This window comes from Ruegeria sp. BI12 (assembly GCF_056537985.1).
The window spans coordinates 172050-186840 of record NZ_JBQFSL010000001.1 but is presented as its reverse complement, the minus strand read 5'-3'; the positions used below and the strand labels follow the sequence as shown (position 1 = coordinate 186840).

The 14791-nt window shown below is 56.5% G+C and carries 16 protein-coding genes; 5 read left to right on the top strand and 11 right to left on the bottom strand.

The genetic code is table 11. The features are described from left to right. Positions 1-173: 173 nt before the first annotated feature. Positions 174-548: a 50S ribosomal protein L7/L12 gene (gene rplL / locus ACR0AK_RS00975; RefSeq protein ID WP_008559766.1), complete on the bottom strand. Its 375-nt coding sequence runs from the start codon at positions 546-548 to the stop codon at positions 174-176. A 79-nt stretch (positions 549-627) separates the two neighbouring features. Then, entirely contained in the window at positions 628-1146 is a 519-nt protein-coding gene (gene rplJ / locus ACR0AK_RS00970) for a 50S ribosomal protein L10 (protein ID WP_058279825.1), read from the bottom strand. 479 nt (positions 1147-1625) lie between these two features. On the opposite strand from rplJ, the gene ACR0AK_RS00965 reads away from it, so the two are divergent. Together ACR0AK_RS00965 and ACR0AK_RS00960 are read left to right on the top strand one after the other, a co-directional pair. Next, positions 1626-2600 carry a phosphotransferase gene (locus tag ACR0AK_RS00965; protein WP_480792082.1) on the top strand — a complete coding sequence of 325 codons (975 nt, stop codon included), beginning with the start codon at positions 1626-1628 and terminating at the stop codon, positions 2598-2600. A gap of 161 nt (positions 2601-2761) precedes the next feature. Then, a complete protein-coding gene (locus ACR0AK_RS00960; RefSeq protein ID WP_480792081.1) occupies positions 2762-3802 on the top strand; it encodes a Hint domain-containing protein in 1041 nt (346 codons plus the stop codon). 65 nt (positions 3803-3867) lie between these two features. On the opposite strand, the gene ACR0AK_RS00955 is transcribed toward ACR0AK_RS00960, so the two are convergent. From ACR0AK_RS00955 to rplK, 3 genes are all read right to left on the bottom strand, one after another. Then, entirely contained in the window at positions 3868-4656 is a 789-nt protein-coding gene (locus ACR0AK_RS00955; protein WP_480792080.1) for a hypothetical protein, read from the bottom strand. Between the two features lie 238 nt (positions 4657-4894). Then, positions 4895-5593: a 50S ribosomal protein L1 gene (rplA, locus tag ACR0AK_RS00950; RefSeq protein WP_170563288.1), complete on the bottom strand. Its 699-nt coding sequence runs from the start codon at positions 5591-5593 to the stop codon at positions 4895-4897. A gap of 1 nt (position 5594) precedes the next feature. Then, the gene (gene rplK, locus ACR0AK_RS00945; protein WP_010440985.1) at positions 5595-6044 is read right to left on the bottom strand and encodes a 50S ribosomal protein L11; all 450 of its coding nucleotides are present in this window, start codon (positions 6042-6044) and stop codon (positions 5595-5597) included. A 312-nt stretch (positions 6045-6356) separates the two neighbouring features. Here rplK and ACR0AK_RS00940 point away from each other — a divergent pair, with 312 nt between their 5' ends. From ACR0AK_RS00940 to ACR0AK_RS00930, 3 genes are all read left to right on the top strand, one after another. Beyond that, positions 6357-7217 (top strand): hypothetical protein, encoded by an 861-nt coding sequence (locus ACR0AK_RS00940; protein ID WP_480792079.1) that lies wholly within the window; start codon positions 6357-6359, stop codon positions 7215-7217. After that, complete coding sequence (locus ACR0AK_RS00935) at positions 7214-7978, top strand: hypothetical protein (RefSeq protein ID WP_480792078.1); 765 nt, start codon at positions 7214-7216, stop codon at positions 7976-7978. Before ACR0AK_RS00940 ends, ACR0AK_RS00935 begins: the two co-directional genes overlap by 4 nt. Before the next feature lie 246 nt (positions 7979-8224). Further along, positions 8225-9451: a peptidoglycan-binding domain-containing protein gene (locus ACR0AK_RS00930; protein ID WP_480792077.1), complete on the top strand. Its 1227-nt coding sequence runs from the start codon at positions 8225-8227 to the stop codon at positions 9449-9451. A gap of 90 nt (positions 9452-9541) precedes the next feature. Here the strand turns inward: ACR0AK_RS00930 and nusG are convergent, their stop codons facing one another. The 6 genes from nusG to ccoG all read right to left on the bottom strand — a co-directional run bounded on the left by nusG (position 9542) and on the right by ccoG (position 14776). Then, positions 9542-10075: a transcription termination/antitermination protein NusG gene (nusG, locus tag ACR0AK_RS00925; RefSeq protein WP_008758130.1), complete on the bottom strand. Its 534-nt coding sequence runs from the start codon at positions 10073-10075 to the stop codon at positions 9542-9544. A gap of 202 nt (positions 10076-10277) precedes the next feature. Next, positions 10278-10475 carry a preprotein translocase subunit SecE gene (secE, locus tag ACR0AK_RS00920; protein WP_170563297.1) on the bottom strand — a complete coding sequence of 66 codons (198 nt, stop codon included), beginning with the start codon at positions 10473-10475 and terminating at the stop codon, positions 10278-10280. A 68-nt stretch (positions 10476-10543) separates the two neighbouring features. Further along, positions 10544-10702, bottom strand: coding sequence for a cbb3-type cytochrome oxidase assembly protein CcoS (ccoS, locus tag ACR0AK_RS00915; RefSeq protein ID WP_170417043.1), 159 nt, complete (start codon positions 10700-10702; stop codon positions 10544-10546). A gap of 5 nt (positions 10703-10707) precedes the next feature. Then, positions 10708-12885, bottom strand: coding sequence for a heavy metal translocating P-type ATPase (locus tag ACR0AK_RS00910; RefSeq protein ID WP_480792076.1), 2178 nt, complete (start codon positions 12883-12885; stop codon positions 10708-10710). Positions 12886-12888: 3 nt separating this feature from the next. Further along, the gene (locus ACR0AK_RS00905) at positions 12889-13347 is read right to left on the bottom strand and encodes a FixH family protein (protein ID WP_170563761.1); all 459 of its coding nucleotides are present in this window, start codon (positions 13345-13347) and stop codon (positions 12889-12891) included. A gap of 1 nt (position 13348) precedes the next feature. Further along, positions 13349-14776 (bottom strand): cytochrome c oxidase accessory protein CcoG, encoded by a 1428-nt coding sequence (gene ccoG, locus ACR0AK_RS00900; protein WP_480792075.1) that lies wholly within the window; start codon positions 14774-14776, stop codon positions 13349-13351. Positions 14777-14791: the final 15 nt, after the last annotated feature.

The following is a 14791-nucleotide window of genomic DNA, read 5'->3' as shown; positions in this document are numbered from 1 at the left end:
CGTCCGGATCAATTCATGGCCACCGTCCCGAAGGCAGCCTCCCGATCCAAGAACCGCGTCTTAGAAAACGCCCCACCCCATGAGGCCCTTTCTAAGACAGGTTCGGCTGGACCCGGATTTCTCCGGACCCAGCCAAATTTTTCGGTACATCAGCGATGCACCAGAGACTAAGCTTAGGCCAGCTCGACTTCGGCGCCAGCTGCTTCCAGCTTGCCTTTGATGTCTTCTGCTTCTGCTTTGTCCACGCCTTCTTTGATCTTGCCGCCGGCTTCGACCAGTTCCTTGGCTTCTTTCAGGCCCAGGCCGGTGATGCCGCGAACTTCTTTGATGACGTTGATTTTCGATGCGCCGGCGTTCTTCAGAACGACGTCGAATTCGGTTTTTTCTTCCTCAGCTGCGCCACCGGCGTCGCCACCGGCTGCCATGACAACTGCGCCGCCAGCTGCGGGCTCGATGCCATATTCGTCTTTGAGGATGGTTTTCAGTTCTTGTGCTTCCAGCAGGGTCAGACCCACGATGCTTTCTGCGAGTGCTTTCAGATCAGCCATTTTATCAGCTCTTTCCGTTTACAGTGTGTGTTCCAACGTCAGGGATTTTTCCCTACGCAGATCATTCAGTGCCAACCGCTTACGCAGCTTCCGCCTTCTCTTCGATGGTGGAAAGGATGCTTGCGATATTGCTTGCAGGTGCGCCAATTGCGCCAGCGATGTTCGAAGCAGGTGCGCCAAGCATGCCCGCGATAGTAGCAATAAGCTCCTCGCGCGAAGGCATTTTCGACACGGCTTCAACGCCGGCACGATCCAGAGCGTTCTCACCCATTGCACCGCCAAGAATTTCGAACTTTTGGTTCTCTTTGGCGTAGTCCTGGGCCACTTTGGCTGCTGCCACAGGGTCCTCGGAATAAGTCAGAACGGTCATCCCTGTCAGCAGGTCGGCCATGCTTTCACACGGCTTACCCTCAAGGGCGATTTTGGCGAGCCTGTTCTTGGCAACACGCACGGAGCCACCCGCGTCACGAGCACGTGCGCGAAGGTCCTGCATCTCGGCAACTGTCAGACCGGCATAGTGCGAAACCACTACGACGCCAGAGCTTTCGAAGATTTGGCCGAGTTCCTCGACCACTTTCTCTTTCTGGGCTCTATCCACAGTTCTCTCCAAGTTTGGGGCGATATCTCACCCCGGCTCATATTTGCCGCAGCTTTCGCTCCGGCGTTCAGGTCCGTTGTTACGGGATTGGCCAAAATGCGCCCGAGGGTTGGACCCTCAGAATTCTTTGGTCTTACCCGTCTCAGGCAGGGAATTAAGGGGCCACATGGCACCACCCACCGTCTTGGACGAAACAAAATAAAGCGCACGACGAATCGCACGCTTTACTTCGTAGCCTTACTTAGGGCAGATACCGCCGGTTTCCAAGAGGTAAATTGCGGATTCTGCGGGTCCGCAACGGCATCTGTTGAAAACAATTTTAACCTGCCCAGCGCTTAGCACAAACATAAGCGCCGAATTGCGGAAAACAACGCACAAATGCCCTATGGCGCGGTTTCTAGCACCGACTTTCCGTTGACACGGAAACCGCACTGCTATCCTGTCCGGGAACCGGAAATTGACACTCAGGACTTGGCCCGTTGGCTGGAATACTGCCCCTCACAGACGAAGAAGACGCCCGCGTCACCTTGTTTATCGAGGAGTTTTCAAACCGGTTCCTGAAAGAACCCATCCGACGCTATGAATGCGTTTACCGGTCGCACGCATTTGCAGACTCGCGATCCGTCGTGATCCTGCATACCACGGCGCAGGCTTTCGCGCTGAAGATCGACACTGAATCGCCAGACACAAATCGGTTGCGGAATGAATATGAGCTGCTCGTCGAACTGTATCGTTTTTTTGAGGGCAATGAGACTTCGCGCGTTGTCCGACCCGTTTACCTCTCGCCAAGTGGTGCTTTTCTGGTGACCGAATATATCAAACGGCCGACCGCCGTAGATTTGATCTATAACAGCAACGACGATGATCAGGTCGCCCAGGTGTACCGTCGCGCGGGGTCGTGGCTGAACGATCTCCACAGTCGTTTCCCGCCCACACGTTACCCTTTCCGACCCAGGTGGATGACGGACAGCTTGAAAGAACTGATAGCGGCCGTCCCCAACGAAATCGCGAACCAAAGCCGGGCTATGGTGAAAGTGATGCTCGACGAGGGGACCCGCCTTAAGGGCACCGAAGACCTGCGCGTGTTTTCACATGGCGATTTTCACGGACAGAACCTGATTGTGGGACAAGGGAAAACGATTGGTCTGGACTTTACCGAGGCCCGCGACAAGCTGGCGATCTATGATATCGTCGACTTTCTGAAGTCGGATATTTTTCGGAGTGGCGACGCATCAGACGTCGACCGAAGCGGCGTCCTCAAAAGAAACAAAGACATGTTCTTTCGCCTCTACCGGCACCCCGTCAACGTCGAAATCCTGGATTATTGTATCCGCGGACGTCTGTTGAAAGACTGGCTTGCATTGTGGCGCGTCGACCACGACTGCAGCGAGTTTGAAAGAGATCGACGGCAAAGGCTGGGTGATCGCCTTCGGATCACGTTCCAACACCCTTGAAAGGGGATGGCGGTCCCGTCCGAATGACAGGATTGTGAGTGACATCGCGCAAATCTTAGTTGACCGAACCACCCTAAAAAACGTTATCCCGAACCGTATTCCGCGCGGCCTTTGTCATTTTAGGCCGACAGCAACCGCTGCACAGAAAGTAAGTCACTTATATGGTTCTCCGCAGTTTTTTTGCTCAGGACAGCTCCAGCCTGGTCGCCGTTTTCGTCCCGGATACGGCTGACGCGAATGATATCGCGGTCGAGGGCTCGATAATCAACAACTCGGACACACCGGACGGCACCATCTTTACCTATTCAGGCGGCACCGGAACCACCATCACATTGGATGATACCAGTGGCAGCCCTGACGTATTCGACGATGACCAGCCAACAGGCCACATCATCACAGATGGCGGCGGCATTGTAACAAACGGCACTCTGGTCGAATCCGAGTCCATGATCACGGTGCGCGCGCTGGATGACGATCTGAACCCGATCGGGCCAGAGATCACCATCTATGTTTTCTCGCAGAACGGGATTACCCAGGACGTCTGGGGATTTGCTACATCTGCTCCTTTGGACAGCGGAACGTCCTATGTCAAAATCGGCGGGTCGAATGCCGGGTCGTCGGCCTATGCCGAATATGTCACCTGTTTTGGACCAGGTACTCTGATCGAAACCGCCGAAGGCGCGGTCGCGGTTCAGGACCTGAAAAAAGGCCAGCTTGTCTGGACCCGGGACGGCGGATTTCAACCGATCCTTTGGATTGGAACGACCGAGGTTCATGGCCATGGTCCATTTGCCCCGGTGGTGATCGAGGCGGGGGCCATCGGGAACACCAAAGAGCTTTTGGTGTCGCAACAGCATCGGATTCTGATTGGCTCTCCGGCCACTGACATGCTTTTTGGATCGTCCGAAGTGTTCGTGGCCGCCAAGCACCTGTGTGGCCTTCCCGGGATTTCAATCCGTCAGACGGATCGCATCACCTACACCCATTTTATGTTCGACCGGCATCACATTGTTCGGTCCAACGGCGCACTGACGGAAAGCTACTACTTCGGTGACAATGCTAAGTACGCGCTTTCGTCGCCGCAGCGATCGGAAATTCTTGCGCTATTCCCGTCGATCTTGGATGTCAGCGTTGCGTTTCAACACACCGCAATCCCTACAATCAGCGCGCATGAGGCGGGTGTGCTGCGCGCCTATATTTAGCAGTTTGGCCAACAGTATATTACGCGCCAGTCCCTAAACGGTACGGCTGTGGAATCAGCAATGGTTTAGAGCCGCCGCAGCAGCTCTTGCCGCAAATCCTCAGGAGCTGTTCGGATCACGTTGCGAAGCCGACGGCGGGTGTATGCTTTTTCGCCGTTCGCCAACCTGCTCAATACCGTATGAAATTCTACGACAGGATGAAAAACCCGACGCTCCTGCCCGTCGTCCCGCAGTGCTTCAAACAAATGCGGTGGGTTGGTGTTGAACGTTTCCGCGCTGACATGCGCTGGCACGACATCTTCTAACGCCGCGTAGCTGAACCCATGTTTGGCCACGACACCTGCGAGAATGCCTTCATCGTTCAACATTGCGTCGGGCAATCGTTTCAATTGCGCCAGTCGCAGGTCTCTCATGGCCTCAATCACTTCGCTCTGAACTGAAGTGAGGGGGAATATGCACCCCCACTTCGGATCAATCCCAAAATGCTGCAACCCTCGGGAATATCGTTTGGGCTTCGCTGCCAAACCCAACTGCGCCGCCATCACCTGCGCCGGATGCGCAACCAACCTTTCGATTAAGGGTTCTACCGCCAAGGCGGGCAGAAATACGTCGGATTCGATCAACACATAACGGGAAAAACCGGGCATCGTGGCAGCCGCTACGTAGTAACACATGTCACCACAGAGCCAGCCCCAATTCTCTGGCAGTCCGGTCAGGCCCAGCGCGGCCAGCGCCTTTTCGTCCAGGCTTAACTTGGGATAAGGCGCACAATTCGCTGGCCCCTCACGCTCATCAACAACAACGGCAACCTGCGCACCCGCGTCGGACAAATGCTTGGCCAGAAGACGGGGCAATTCCCCAAATCCTTGAGTCCGAACAAGAAACAGAATGTCATTGAAACTGTTCAAAGTGACCTCGATCTGCCAGATGGCTGCGCTGGTCCCATTTGGCGATCGGAACCATCACAACTGCAATCTCAGAACTTGGTGTCCGTTTCAATGCAAAGTTCAACGGTAACGTTGCACGAAAAAAAGGAAAACCCGGGCAGTTCGCACCACCCGGGTTCAATAATCTTAGACTGTAGGCTTGGGCTTACTCGCCCGACGCGGCAGCAACATCCAGTGTCACGCCCGGGCCCATGGTCGAGCTCAGCGCGATTTTCTTCATGTAGGTGCCTTTGGCGCCCGACGGCTTGGCCTTGGCGACAGCCGAGATGAAGGCACGGACGTTTTCGACCAGCTTGGCTTCGTCGAACGACGCTTTGCCAACACCGGCGTGAACTACGCCACCTTTTTCAGCTTTGAACTGAACTTCACCACCTTTGGCTGCTTCCACGGCCGCTTTCACGTCCATGGTCACGGTGCCAACTTTGGGGTTCGGCATCAGGTTGCGCGGGCCAAGAACTTTACCCAGACGGCCAACGATGGGCATCATGTCAGGGGTTGCAATGCAGCGATCGAATTCGATGGTGCCGCCCTGAATGGTTTCCATCAGGTCTTCTGCGCCAACGATATCTGCACCTGCTTCTTTCGCTTCGTCAGCCTTGGGGCCACGAGCAAATACAGCAACGCGCATCGCTTTACCGGTGCCGTTCGGCAGGCCAACAACGCCGCGAACCATCTGGTCTGCGTGACGGGTGTCAACGCCCAGGTTCAGAGCGATTTCGATGGTCTCGTCGAATTTCGAAGTTGCGTTGGCTTTGACCAGGGCAACTGCTTCGTCCACCGACAGGTTTTCCTTGCCAGCGACGGCTTCGCGCGCAGCGCGGGTGCGTTTACCAAGTTTTGCCATCTTACTTCACCTCGATGCCCATAGAGCGGGCCGAGCCCAGGATGATCTGCATTGCGCCTTCGACGTCGTTGGCGTTCAGATCTTTCATTTTGGCTTCGGCGATTTCACGAACCTGCTTCGAGGTCACGGTTGCCACAGTCTCACGACCTGGGTTTTCCGCGCCACGGGGGCGGTTACGTTTGCCAACCGGCTTCAGACCAGCTGCTTTTTTCAGGTAGTAAGACGCGGGCGGCGTCTTGATGTCCATGGTGAAGGACTTGTCCTGATAGTAGGTGATCACGGTCGGGCACGGAGCGCCGGGCTCCATGTCTGCGGTCTTGGCGTTGAACGCCTTGCAGAATTCCATGATGTTGATGCCGCGCTGACCCAGCGCCGGACCAACTGGCGGCGACGGGTTCGCCTGACCTGCAGGAACCTGCAGTTTCATTGTACCAGCAAGCTTCTTGGCCATTTGGTTTTCCTTTCAACGTAGGTGAAACGCGTTCCACCCGGTTTTATGTTGCGTGGTCCGATCCGGGATCGCGATCCCAGCAACCTCCCACGAGAGAATCTCGCCCGAAGACGATAGAGGCGGCATGTACAGTGGAACGCAGGGGTTGGCAAGTGGCTGACGCCCTATTCTTAGTCGCCTGATCGCACCCTTATCAGTTCACAGTGGCTGTTTCGAATTGCAGGACAGAACAACTTATTTGAATACAAAAGTTGCTTACGAGGCGCAGGCGGGTATCTTGTCAAAACTTGGTCATAAAAGAGGTGGTCAGGGATGGCATCATCTCGACTGAACAAGGGATTACTTATTGGTATTATTTTTGTTTTGCTGCCTGGATGTGGCAGCAAGGCTCAGGATCAGGACACGACGCCCGATGCGGCAGCCCAAACAGACGTGTCCGGCAGTGCTTCTTCGTCCACGACGACAGGAATTGATCCCGCAACGTACGCCGGCCGGTTTCAGATCAAACTGACCAAAGAAGTTCCTCTGCGCGATATCCCCGTTCCCTTCACTGTCTATGGCGGCCTTGAGGAATCTAGCCCCACCCGCTTGCGATTGCGGGCCTTCATGGACTTGCGCGGATTGCAGGACAAAGCACCGCAGATATTAACGGGCCCCTTGGAAGAAAGCTGCAAACGTCAGATTTATCTCGAGATCCGAGACGTCACCGCAATAAACGACACGGTAAAAGTCGAGGGGTCAGCTCGCGCGCAGTTTACGAGGTGTACGCGACAGGAAGAACCCGGCATTCGCTATTTTGGGGCAACCGTGGATGCCGTTGCGGTCGCCAAAGCGAAAGTCGAAGGCCAGTGCCTTACATTCAGCATCGAAAGTGTTGACCTTAGCCCGCGCGGTTTCATCGGAGGCGTCAGCAATCTCTTCGGTCTGACCAATCGCATCAACGAGGCCGTACTGGAAAAAGGTGGAGAGTTTTTGGCCAGCCACCCCGTCTGCCCACCATTGCCCGAGGAATTCAGTGTGCTCGACCCGATTTATGAGTCCGGCGGCACACGCGAGATCGCACCCGGCGGGATGGGAGCTGCTGTTGTCGGATCGGCTGACGTCAGCGCGGAGACAATTGTCAAAGTCCTCGGAGGGCTTAAGGAGCTTGGCGTATTGGAGTTTGCTGAATGAGACTTTGGTTAATTATCCCGGTCTTAATGGCAGCCGGTCTGGGTGCCCGGCCCCCTTACGCACAACAGGTGGACTTTGTCATTGACGCGACATTGCCAGTTCGCGAGACGGAGTTACCCTACACGTTAAATCTGAACCTGTCTGCCGTTGACACTACGCGGATCGGCGTTGGGGCGCTGCTCGATCTTCGGGAAATACAAAAAATTGTGCCGGAAAGACTGGCTAACAATGCGATAGTCGACAATTGCGGTCTGCAAGTCAGACTTGATGACTTGAGTTTTGAGGCCAAGGCCGATGCAATTGATCTAGACGGCGAAGTAACCATAACGATCTTCGAATGTAGCCGTACCGGCGAACGCAACTTTCAACGGGGCAACGAAAAGAATGCTATTTTGGCAAATATGTCCACCGAGGCGACTGTCGAAGTGCGCGATAACTGTGCCTACATCAAGCTAATTGATCTCACGCTTACGGCGCCAGAAGTGCAGCGTGAACAGGTCTTAGAAGACGGCACACTCGAGTCCGTTAAAGAGCTTATGCTGGCAGCTGTGGATCTTGTGCTCAAAGAAACCCCTTTATGCCCGGAATTGCCTGCAGAACTTGCTTCACTCGATCCGGTGTACGAAAAAGGCGGCCCGCGCGAGATTGGGGAGGGCGGTTTTGGTGTCTTTCTGGACGGATCGGTTGATGTCAGCCCTTCTACGATTCTCGACATTCTGACAGTTCTTCAACAACAAGAACTGATTCCCGGCCGGCCGTAACCATCAGGTAGTTTCTCTGTCATAGAAGCAACCCACCCTTCAGCTTCCAGCTTTTGCCTTCCATGCCGCTTATGTCGTCGAGCGTGCCACCTCTGGCCTTCCCGCTCACATTCGGGAGTAAGCTAAAGTCCGCCAATCAATCGCTAAAAGAAAGGGTTTCAAGCTTCGCAACGATGTCAAAGTCCGCGTTGCGTGATGAATGTGCTATACTTCGCGAATTCAGGTGTTTTGTTTTGGAGGTAAGTTATGTTTTTTCGTTGGATAGTCACGTTCGGCATCGCCCTGTCCTTTGCCGCGGCAGCTCCCAAAGTGGCGAGAGCCGACGCTGGTGACTTCCTCGGCGGTGCTGTCGTTGGTGGGGTCCTGGGTTACGCGATCGGCCAGGACCAGCAGAAGAAAAAAGCCCAGAGAACAACGCGGTCGACTCGGACTTACCGACAGGGCATACCGTCGACGACGCAGGGCGCGCAAACCCAGACGGCGCTCAACTACTTCGGTTACAATGCCGGACGGGTTGATGGTCAGGTCGGTCGTGGCACCCGGTCAGCAATCGAACGTTACCAGGTTTCAATGGGCTACCCGATCAATGGCTATGATTTTCAGCCCTATCAGCGCGATTTCCTGATGCAGGCATACTATTGGGCGACAAGCGGCGGACAGGCGACAACTCAACTGTCCGGCCAGCCGCTTTTGTTGGCCTACCGTCAACACGTGCATAGCGGCACCGCTTTGGCTGCTGCTGCTCAGCCCCCGGCACCTGCTCCTGCTGCCCCCGTCGCAACCTCGCAAGAGGCCGAACCCGCGACGGACGTTGCCGAAGCCCCATCCGCAACCCTGCCTACGTTATTCTCTGGCGGCACGGCAGGCCCGTCGCTCGCCAATCGCTGCAGTGCGGTGATGCTTCAAACCTCGACCAACGGCGGCTACACGACTTTGGCCAATATGTCTGATCCCAGTTTTGCACTCAGCGAACAGTTCTGCCTTGCCCGCAGTTATGCGATGTCCCGCGGAGAGGACCTGATGCAGGACATCCAAGGACTGACACCGGATCAAATCGCAGCTCAATGCGACTCGTTTGGTGAAATGCTGGCTCCGCAGGTTGTTTCGCTGTCCCTAACTTCCAAAACGGACGCGGAAACTCAGATGCGCAAGCTTGCACTGGATTCCGGGCTGAGCCCCGAAGATCTTGCGGCGACAAGCAAAGTCTGTCTGGCGATGGGTTACCTTCAAGACAACATGGATGCGGCCGTTGGATCGGCATTGATGCTGGTCGCAATGGGTGAACCTGCTTACGGAGAACTGATTGGCCACCATCTGCGCGAAGGCTTCGGTGTTCAGGAACGCCGCGATCTTGCGATGCAGTGGTACGATGCAAGCCTGACCGCGCTGGATGCCGGATCGCAGGCAGTTTTCTTACCGTCCCAATCAGACCGCCCGCAACTCCTGCGCGCAGCTATGGTACAGGCACAATAAGTCGCTAAAAAAGCTACGATGACAGCGGAACAACAAAAAACGCCGCGTGGTCTATGACACGCGGCGTTTCAAATTTAGCAGCAAAGCTCTTTAGCTCTGCTTCGTAACCTGAGTGAAGTCCAGTTCGACCGGGGTTTCGCGGCCAAAGATCGAGACCGAGACCTTCAGCTTCTGCGCCTCGTCGTCTACGCCTTCGACCATACCGTCGAAATCCTCGAACGGGCCGTCGTTGACCTTGACCTTCTCGCCCACCTCGAAGCTGATCATCAGCTTGGGTGCTTCTTCGCCTTCCTGAACGCGGTTGAGGATCTGGTTCACCTCGGCATCGCGCATCGGCATCGGGCGACCCTGAGGGCCCAGAAAGCCGGTAACGCGGTTGATCGAGTTGATCAGGTGATAGCCCTGATCCGACATTTCCATGTGCACCAGCACGTAACCGGGCATGAAGCGACGTTCCGTCGTGACCTTCTTGCCTCGGCGTACTTCGATCACTTCTTCAGTGGGCACCAGTACTTCGTCGATATCGTCCTCAAGGCCCTGTTCAGCCACGGACGTGCGGATCTGCTCTGCGATCTTCTTTTCGAAGTTCGAAAGAACGCTGACCGAGTACCACCGTTTCGCCATGAACCTGTCGTCCTTGTTTGCCTTCGGAGCGTCCTGTTTGCCGGACACATCCGTCATTGAAAATCTGTCACGTCACCCGGAATAAAAAGCGGCGCACAGCCCGAATCGCCGTACGCCCGTTCCGAATAGTACCGTGTCAACTACTCTGACATCGCGTGCTGTGCAAGGGGGCAGTCGCGTTTCCGCACCGCCCCGAACCCGGTTAGCCGAACGCGCCCAGGATCACCTGCAGCCCGCCGCGAATGCCCAGATCGACCAACGCAAAGAACACAGCAGTCAGCGCTGCCATGATGAACACCATGACCGTGGTCAGCAGAACCTCGCGCCGGGTCGGCCAGACGACCTTGGAAACTTCGGCACGGACTTGCTGAATGAACTGGATCGGATTCATAGTTGCCATTTGGCTTGGTTCTCTCTGCTAGCGGATGGGCCGGACATAACCGGGCATTGCGGCAATTTCAAGGGCGCTCAGGGCTTGGGCTTATCATCCCATTCATCGCTCAGGATGCGCCGGGCGTCTCCTTCTGGATCTTCATACTGATTTGACCGAACCGTGTAGATAAACGCCACAAGGCCAACCCCGCCCAAAAACAGGGAAATCGGTATAAGATAGGCCAGAACTTCCATATCAACTACCTCAGGCGCAGGGCGTTCAGGGACACGGTAATAGACGAGGTCGACATCGCCAAGGCCGCGATCAAAGGCGTGGCAAGCCCGGCAACGGCCAGGGGCACCGCGATGATATTATAAACTGTGGCAATCCGAAAGTTCTCGCGAATCCTTTTCGTCGCTTTGACGGCCGTGTCACAGGCATCTGCAATCGGCGAAAGGTCGTTACCCAGCAGCACGATGTCAGAGGCCACCCGCGCCGCATCCAATGCTGAGGCGGGCGAAATCGACACATGCGCCGCTGCAAGCGCCGCGGTATCGTTCAGCCCGTCACCGACCATCAGGACATGGCGGCCCCGGTCGCTGAGGTCCTGCACATGGGTGGCCTTATCCTGAGGCAGCGCTTCTGCAATCCATGATTCAATTCCAAGCTTGTCGGCCAGCGATTGAACCGCGCCCCGCGTATCGCCCGAAATCAGAACAACACTCTTTCCGGCTTCACGGAACGCATGGACAGCGTCAGCCGCGCCTGCGCGCAGCGAATCCGAGAATAGAAACGCAACCGGTGCCTGACCCGCGACTGCCAACCAGGCTGCCGTCTGATCACCCTCAGTTGCGCCAGTCCAACCGGCGCGCCCAAGGCGCACGGACTGTCCCCGGTAGGTTCCTTCGGTCCCATACCCCGGAACCTCAACCACATCCTCGAGTTTGGCAGGTTCGATCCCGGCCTCTTTGGCGGATTTGGCAAGCGACACCGACAATGGGTGCGAAGACGCCTCGGCCAGTGCCAGCGCAACTTCGAGATTGCCGCGCGAATGATCCGCAAGATTGGTCAGTTCCGGTGTTCCAGAGGTTAGCGTCCCTGTTTTGTCGAAAACAACCGTATCGACCTCGGCAAGACGTTCCAGCGCCGTGGCATGTTTAATCAGCATCCCCTTGCGGAACAGCCGCCCCGAGGCCGCAGTGGTCACCGCAGGCACTGCCAGCCCAAGCGCACAGGGGCAGGTGATGATCAAAACCGCCGCGGCGATGTTCAGCGCGGTTCGAATATCGCCCGAATAGATGTACCAACCGAGGAAACTGAGCGCAGACAGGATATGAACCCCCGGCGCGTAAAGCTTGGCTGCCTTGTCGGCCAGCGACGTGTACCGGGATCGACCAGATTCAGCGATGGCCACAAGATCCGCCATGCGGTGTAGGGACGTATCCTCGCCTACCGCCGTCGTCCGGACCGTCAGCGGGCCCGTCAGGTTGACTTCACCTGCGCTGACAGCAAGTCCGGCTTCGGCAAAGGCAGGCAAAGTCTCACCTGTCAGCAATGACCTGTCGAGTTCCGATTTGCCTGAAACGATTTCACCATCCACCGGCATCCGCCCACCGGGCCGAACAAGGACCAGATCACCGACAGCAAGTGTTGCAACGGAAACCTCTTCTTCAACGCCATCCACCAGACGAATGGCGCGCGGTACTTCCAAGGCTGTCAGCTCTTCTGCTGCAGATCGCGCCGCAGCGCGGGTTCGGTAATCCAGGTACCGCCCGGCCAGCAGGAAAAACGTCAGCGTCAAGGCCGCGTCGAAATAGGCATGTTTGCCACTCAACGCGGTTTCCCACAGCGATGTGACCAGTGCCAACAGGATCGCCAGTACGATCGGCACATCCATGTTCAATCGACGGACGCGCAGAGCGCTCCAGGCATTTGCAAAGAAGGGTTGCGCCGAGAACGCAATTGCAGGCAGCGCGATGGCCGCCGAGATCCAGTGGAACATGTCCCGCGTCGCGTCGGTAGCCCCAGACCAGACCGATACCGACAACAACATTACGTTCATCGATGCAAACCCGGCTACCGCCAGTCGCATCAACAAATCGCGCCCGGCCTTGTCTGATTGGGTGGCCGACAAAGCGCCCGGGTCCAGCTCATGCGCCTCGTACCCCGCGCGCTCCAAAACCGGGATCAGGTCGGCGGCATGCGTCTCAGGCGCCGCTTTGATCATCGCACGTTTGAGGGTCAGATTGACCCGTGCATCATCGACCCCCGGATGGGCGTTCAGCGCGCGTTCAACATTCGCAATACAGGCCGAACAGTGAATGCCGGGCAAGGACAAGGCTATCTGCACATCCTCGGGAATGGGGCGCGCCGGTTCCGCCGGAGCTGCAATGCAACCGGGACACGCCGCCGTACCTGAGCTGAGCTGAGCGGTCATTCCCTACCCTTTCACATACAACGGAACCCGTTGCGCAAATTCGGCACCGCTGCTGTCTTTGGCCACTAGACGGATATTCCAGTTCCCTTTACCCAAAGCCGCCGGTGCGGAGTAAGCGATGCCATCGAAAGTGAAGTCCGGCGTGAAATCCTCTTTCACATGCGTCGCCCGGCCGACAACCGCCTGCAACTCGGCCACCTGGACCGGCGCCCCCGTTTGGTCGTTGATGTGCAAGATCAGCAGACCACCTTTGGTCTCGGCCCGGATTTCCCAACCCAGGGCCTGTTGCACTTTCAGGCGGTCGTTGAACTCCTGACTGGCGACGTAGGAGTTCTTGACCTCGAGCCCCGGAAAGGTTTTGACGGCGTTGTAGGCCAACAAAAGGTTCACCGATATGATCACGCCGAAGGCGGCGACAAAGATCGCCAGAAAGTGCTTTCCGGTAAATTGACGCTCGGCCATGTCAGTTTCCTCGTCCATTGAACGTCGTATCCTTGTAAGCACGTTCGCCGCTTTCAAGGTCTTCGATCCAGATCCTAACCGGCGTCGCGCCAGCAGCTGCCGGGTCCGTGTCTTTCGAGGCTATTATATACACACGCTCTAACTGGGCAGTATCTGCCGTCACATTCACTGTATCAAGCGCGGTGCCCTCGATCACGATGCGCATTGCCGGATCACCAGACAGAGACAGCTTGAACAGCCGTTCCTCGCCATGTTTGTTCCGCAAGCGCACGTCATAAGTATTGCGGATCGTGCCATCGGACAGGGTGACAAAGGTCGGATTGCGCACCGGTGCCACAGTAACTTCGATGTCGGACCGAATGAACAGGGCAAACAGCAACCCAAAGCCGACCAGTGACCACAGGGCCGTGTACATGATGGTTCTGGGCCGCAGAATGTGTTTCCAGACATTCTTGGGTGGTTGCCCTGCCCGTTCATGCGTTTCGTCACTCAGCGCCATATAGTCGATCAGACCACGTGGTTTGCCGATCTTGGCCATCATGTCGTCACAGGCGTCAATACACAGCGCACAAGTGATACATTCCAACTGCTGCCCATCGCGAATGTCGATCCCGACCGGGCAAACATTGACGCAGGCCATGCAATCGATGCAGTCCCCAAGCTCGGAATCTGCAGTCCGTTTGCCCTTGCCGCGCGGCTCACCACGCCATTCGCGATACCCGACGACCAAGGTATCTTCGTCCATCATAGCGGCCTGAATGCGCGGCCACGGGCAGGCATAGATACAAATCTGTTCGCGCGCGAACCCACCGAACAGAAAGGTCGTGCCGGTCAAAATCAGTATCGTCGTGTAAGCGATTGGATGAGCGTTACCGGTTACAAGATCGCGTGCCAACGTCGGCGCATCAGCGAAGTAGAACACCCAAGCGCCGCCGGTCGCCAGACCGATCAGAAGCCACGCGACCCATTTGGTCAGCCGCAAACGCGCCTTGCGAAGATCCAGCTTCTTTTGCCGATGCAGTCGCAAACGGGCATTTCGATCTCCTTCGATCCAACGCTCTACAAGGATAAACAGATCGGTCCATACCGTCTGCGGACAAGCATAGCCGCACCAAACGCGCCCCAGCGCTGAGGTGAACAGGAACAAACCCAAGCCCGCCATGATCAACAGACCGGCGACAAAGTAGAATTCATGTGGCCAGATTTCGATCCAGAAGAAATAGAACCGGCGGTTTGCCAGATCCAACAACACCGCCTGATCCGGCAAGCTGGGCCCCCGATCCCATCTGATCCACGGGGTGATGTAGTAGATTCCCAACGTAACCGCGAGAATGATCCATTTCAGATTTCGGAACGGCCCGGACACGCGCCGCGGAAAAATGGGTTCTCGTGCGGCGTATAGGCTGGGTGCGGGGTCGGAATCGCTCACGGGCTGGCTCCAGAT

Bases quoted from the DNA above. Each gene is read 5' to 3' on its own strand.
- rplL (WP_008559766.1), bottom strand. From the start codon at position 548: ATGGCTGATCTGAAAGCACTCGCAGAAAGCATCGTGGGTCTGACCCTG.
- ACR0AK_RS00960 (WP_480792081.1), top strand. From the start codon at position 2,762: ATGGTTCTCCGCAGTTTTTTTGCTCAGGACAGCTCCAGCCTGGTCGCC.
- rplA (WP_170563288.1), bottom strand. From the start codon at position 5,593: ATGGCAAAACTTGGTAAACGCACCCGCGCTGCGCGCGAAGCCGTCGCT.
- rplK (WP_010440985.1), bottom strand. From the start codon at position 6,044: ATGGCCAAGAAGCTTGCTGGTACAATGAAACTGCAGGTTCCTGCAGGT.
- ACR0AK_RS00940 (WP_480792079.1), top strand. From the start codon at position 6,357: ATGGCATCATCTCGACTGAACAAGGGATTACTTATTGGTATTATTTTT.
- ACR0AK_RS00935 (WP_480792078.1), top strand. From the start codon at position 7,214: ATGAGACTTTGGTTAATTATCCCGGTCTTAATGGCAGCCGGTCTGGGT.
- ACR0AK_RS00930 (WP_480792077.1), top strand. From the start codon at position 8,225: ATGTTTTTTCGTTGGATAGTCACGTTCGGCATCGCCCTGTCCTTTGCC.
- nusG (WP_008758130.1), bottom strand. From the start codon at position 10,075: ATGGCGAAACGGTGGTACTCGGTCAGCGTTCTTTCGAACTTCGAAAAG.
- secE (WP_170563297.1), bottom strand. From the start codon at position 10,475: ATGGCAACTATGAATCCGATCCAGTTCATTCAGCAAGTCCGTGCCGAA.
- ccoS (WP_170417043.1), bottom strand. From the start codon at position 10,702: ATGGAAGTTCTGGCCTATCTTATACCGATTTCCCTGTTTTTGGGCGGG.
- ACR0AK_RS00910 (WP_480792076.1), bottom strand. From the start codon at position 12,885: ATGACCGCTCAGCTCAGCTCAGGTACGGCGGCGTGTCCCGGTTGCATT.
- ACR0AK_RS00905 (WP_170563761.1), bottom strand. From the start codon at position 13,347: ATGGCCGAGCGTCAATTTACCGGAAAGCACTTTCTGGCGATCTTTGTC.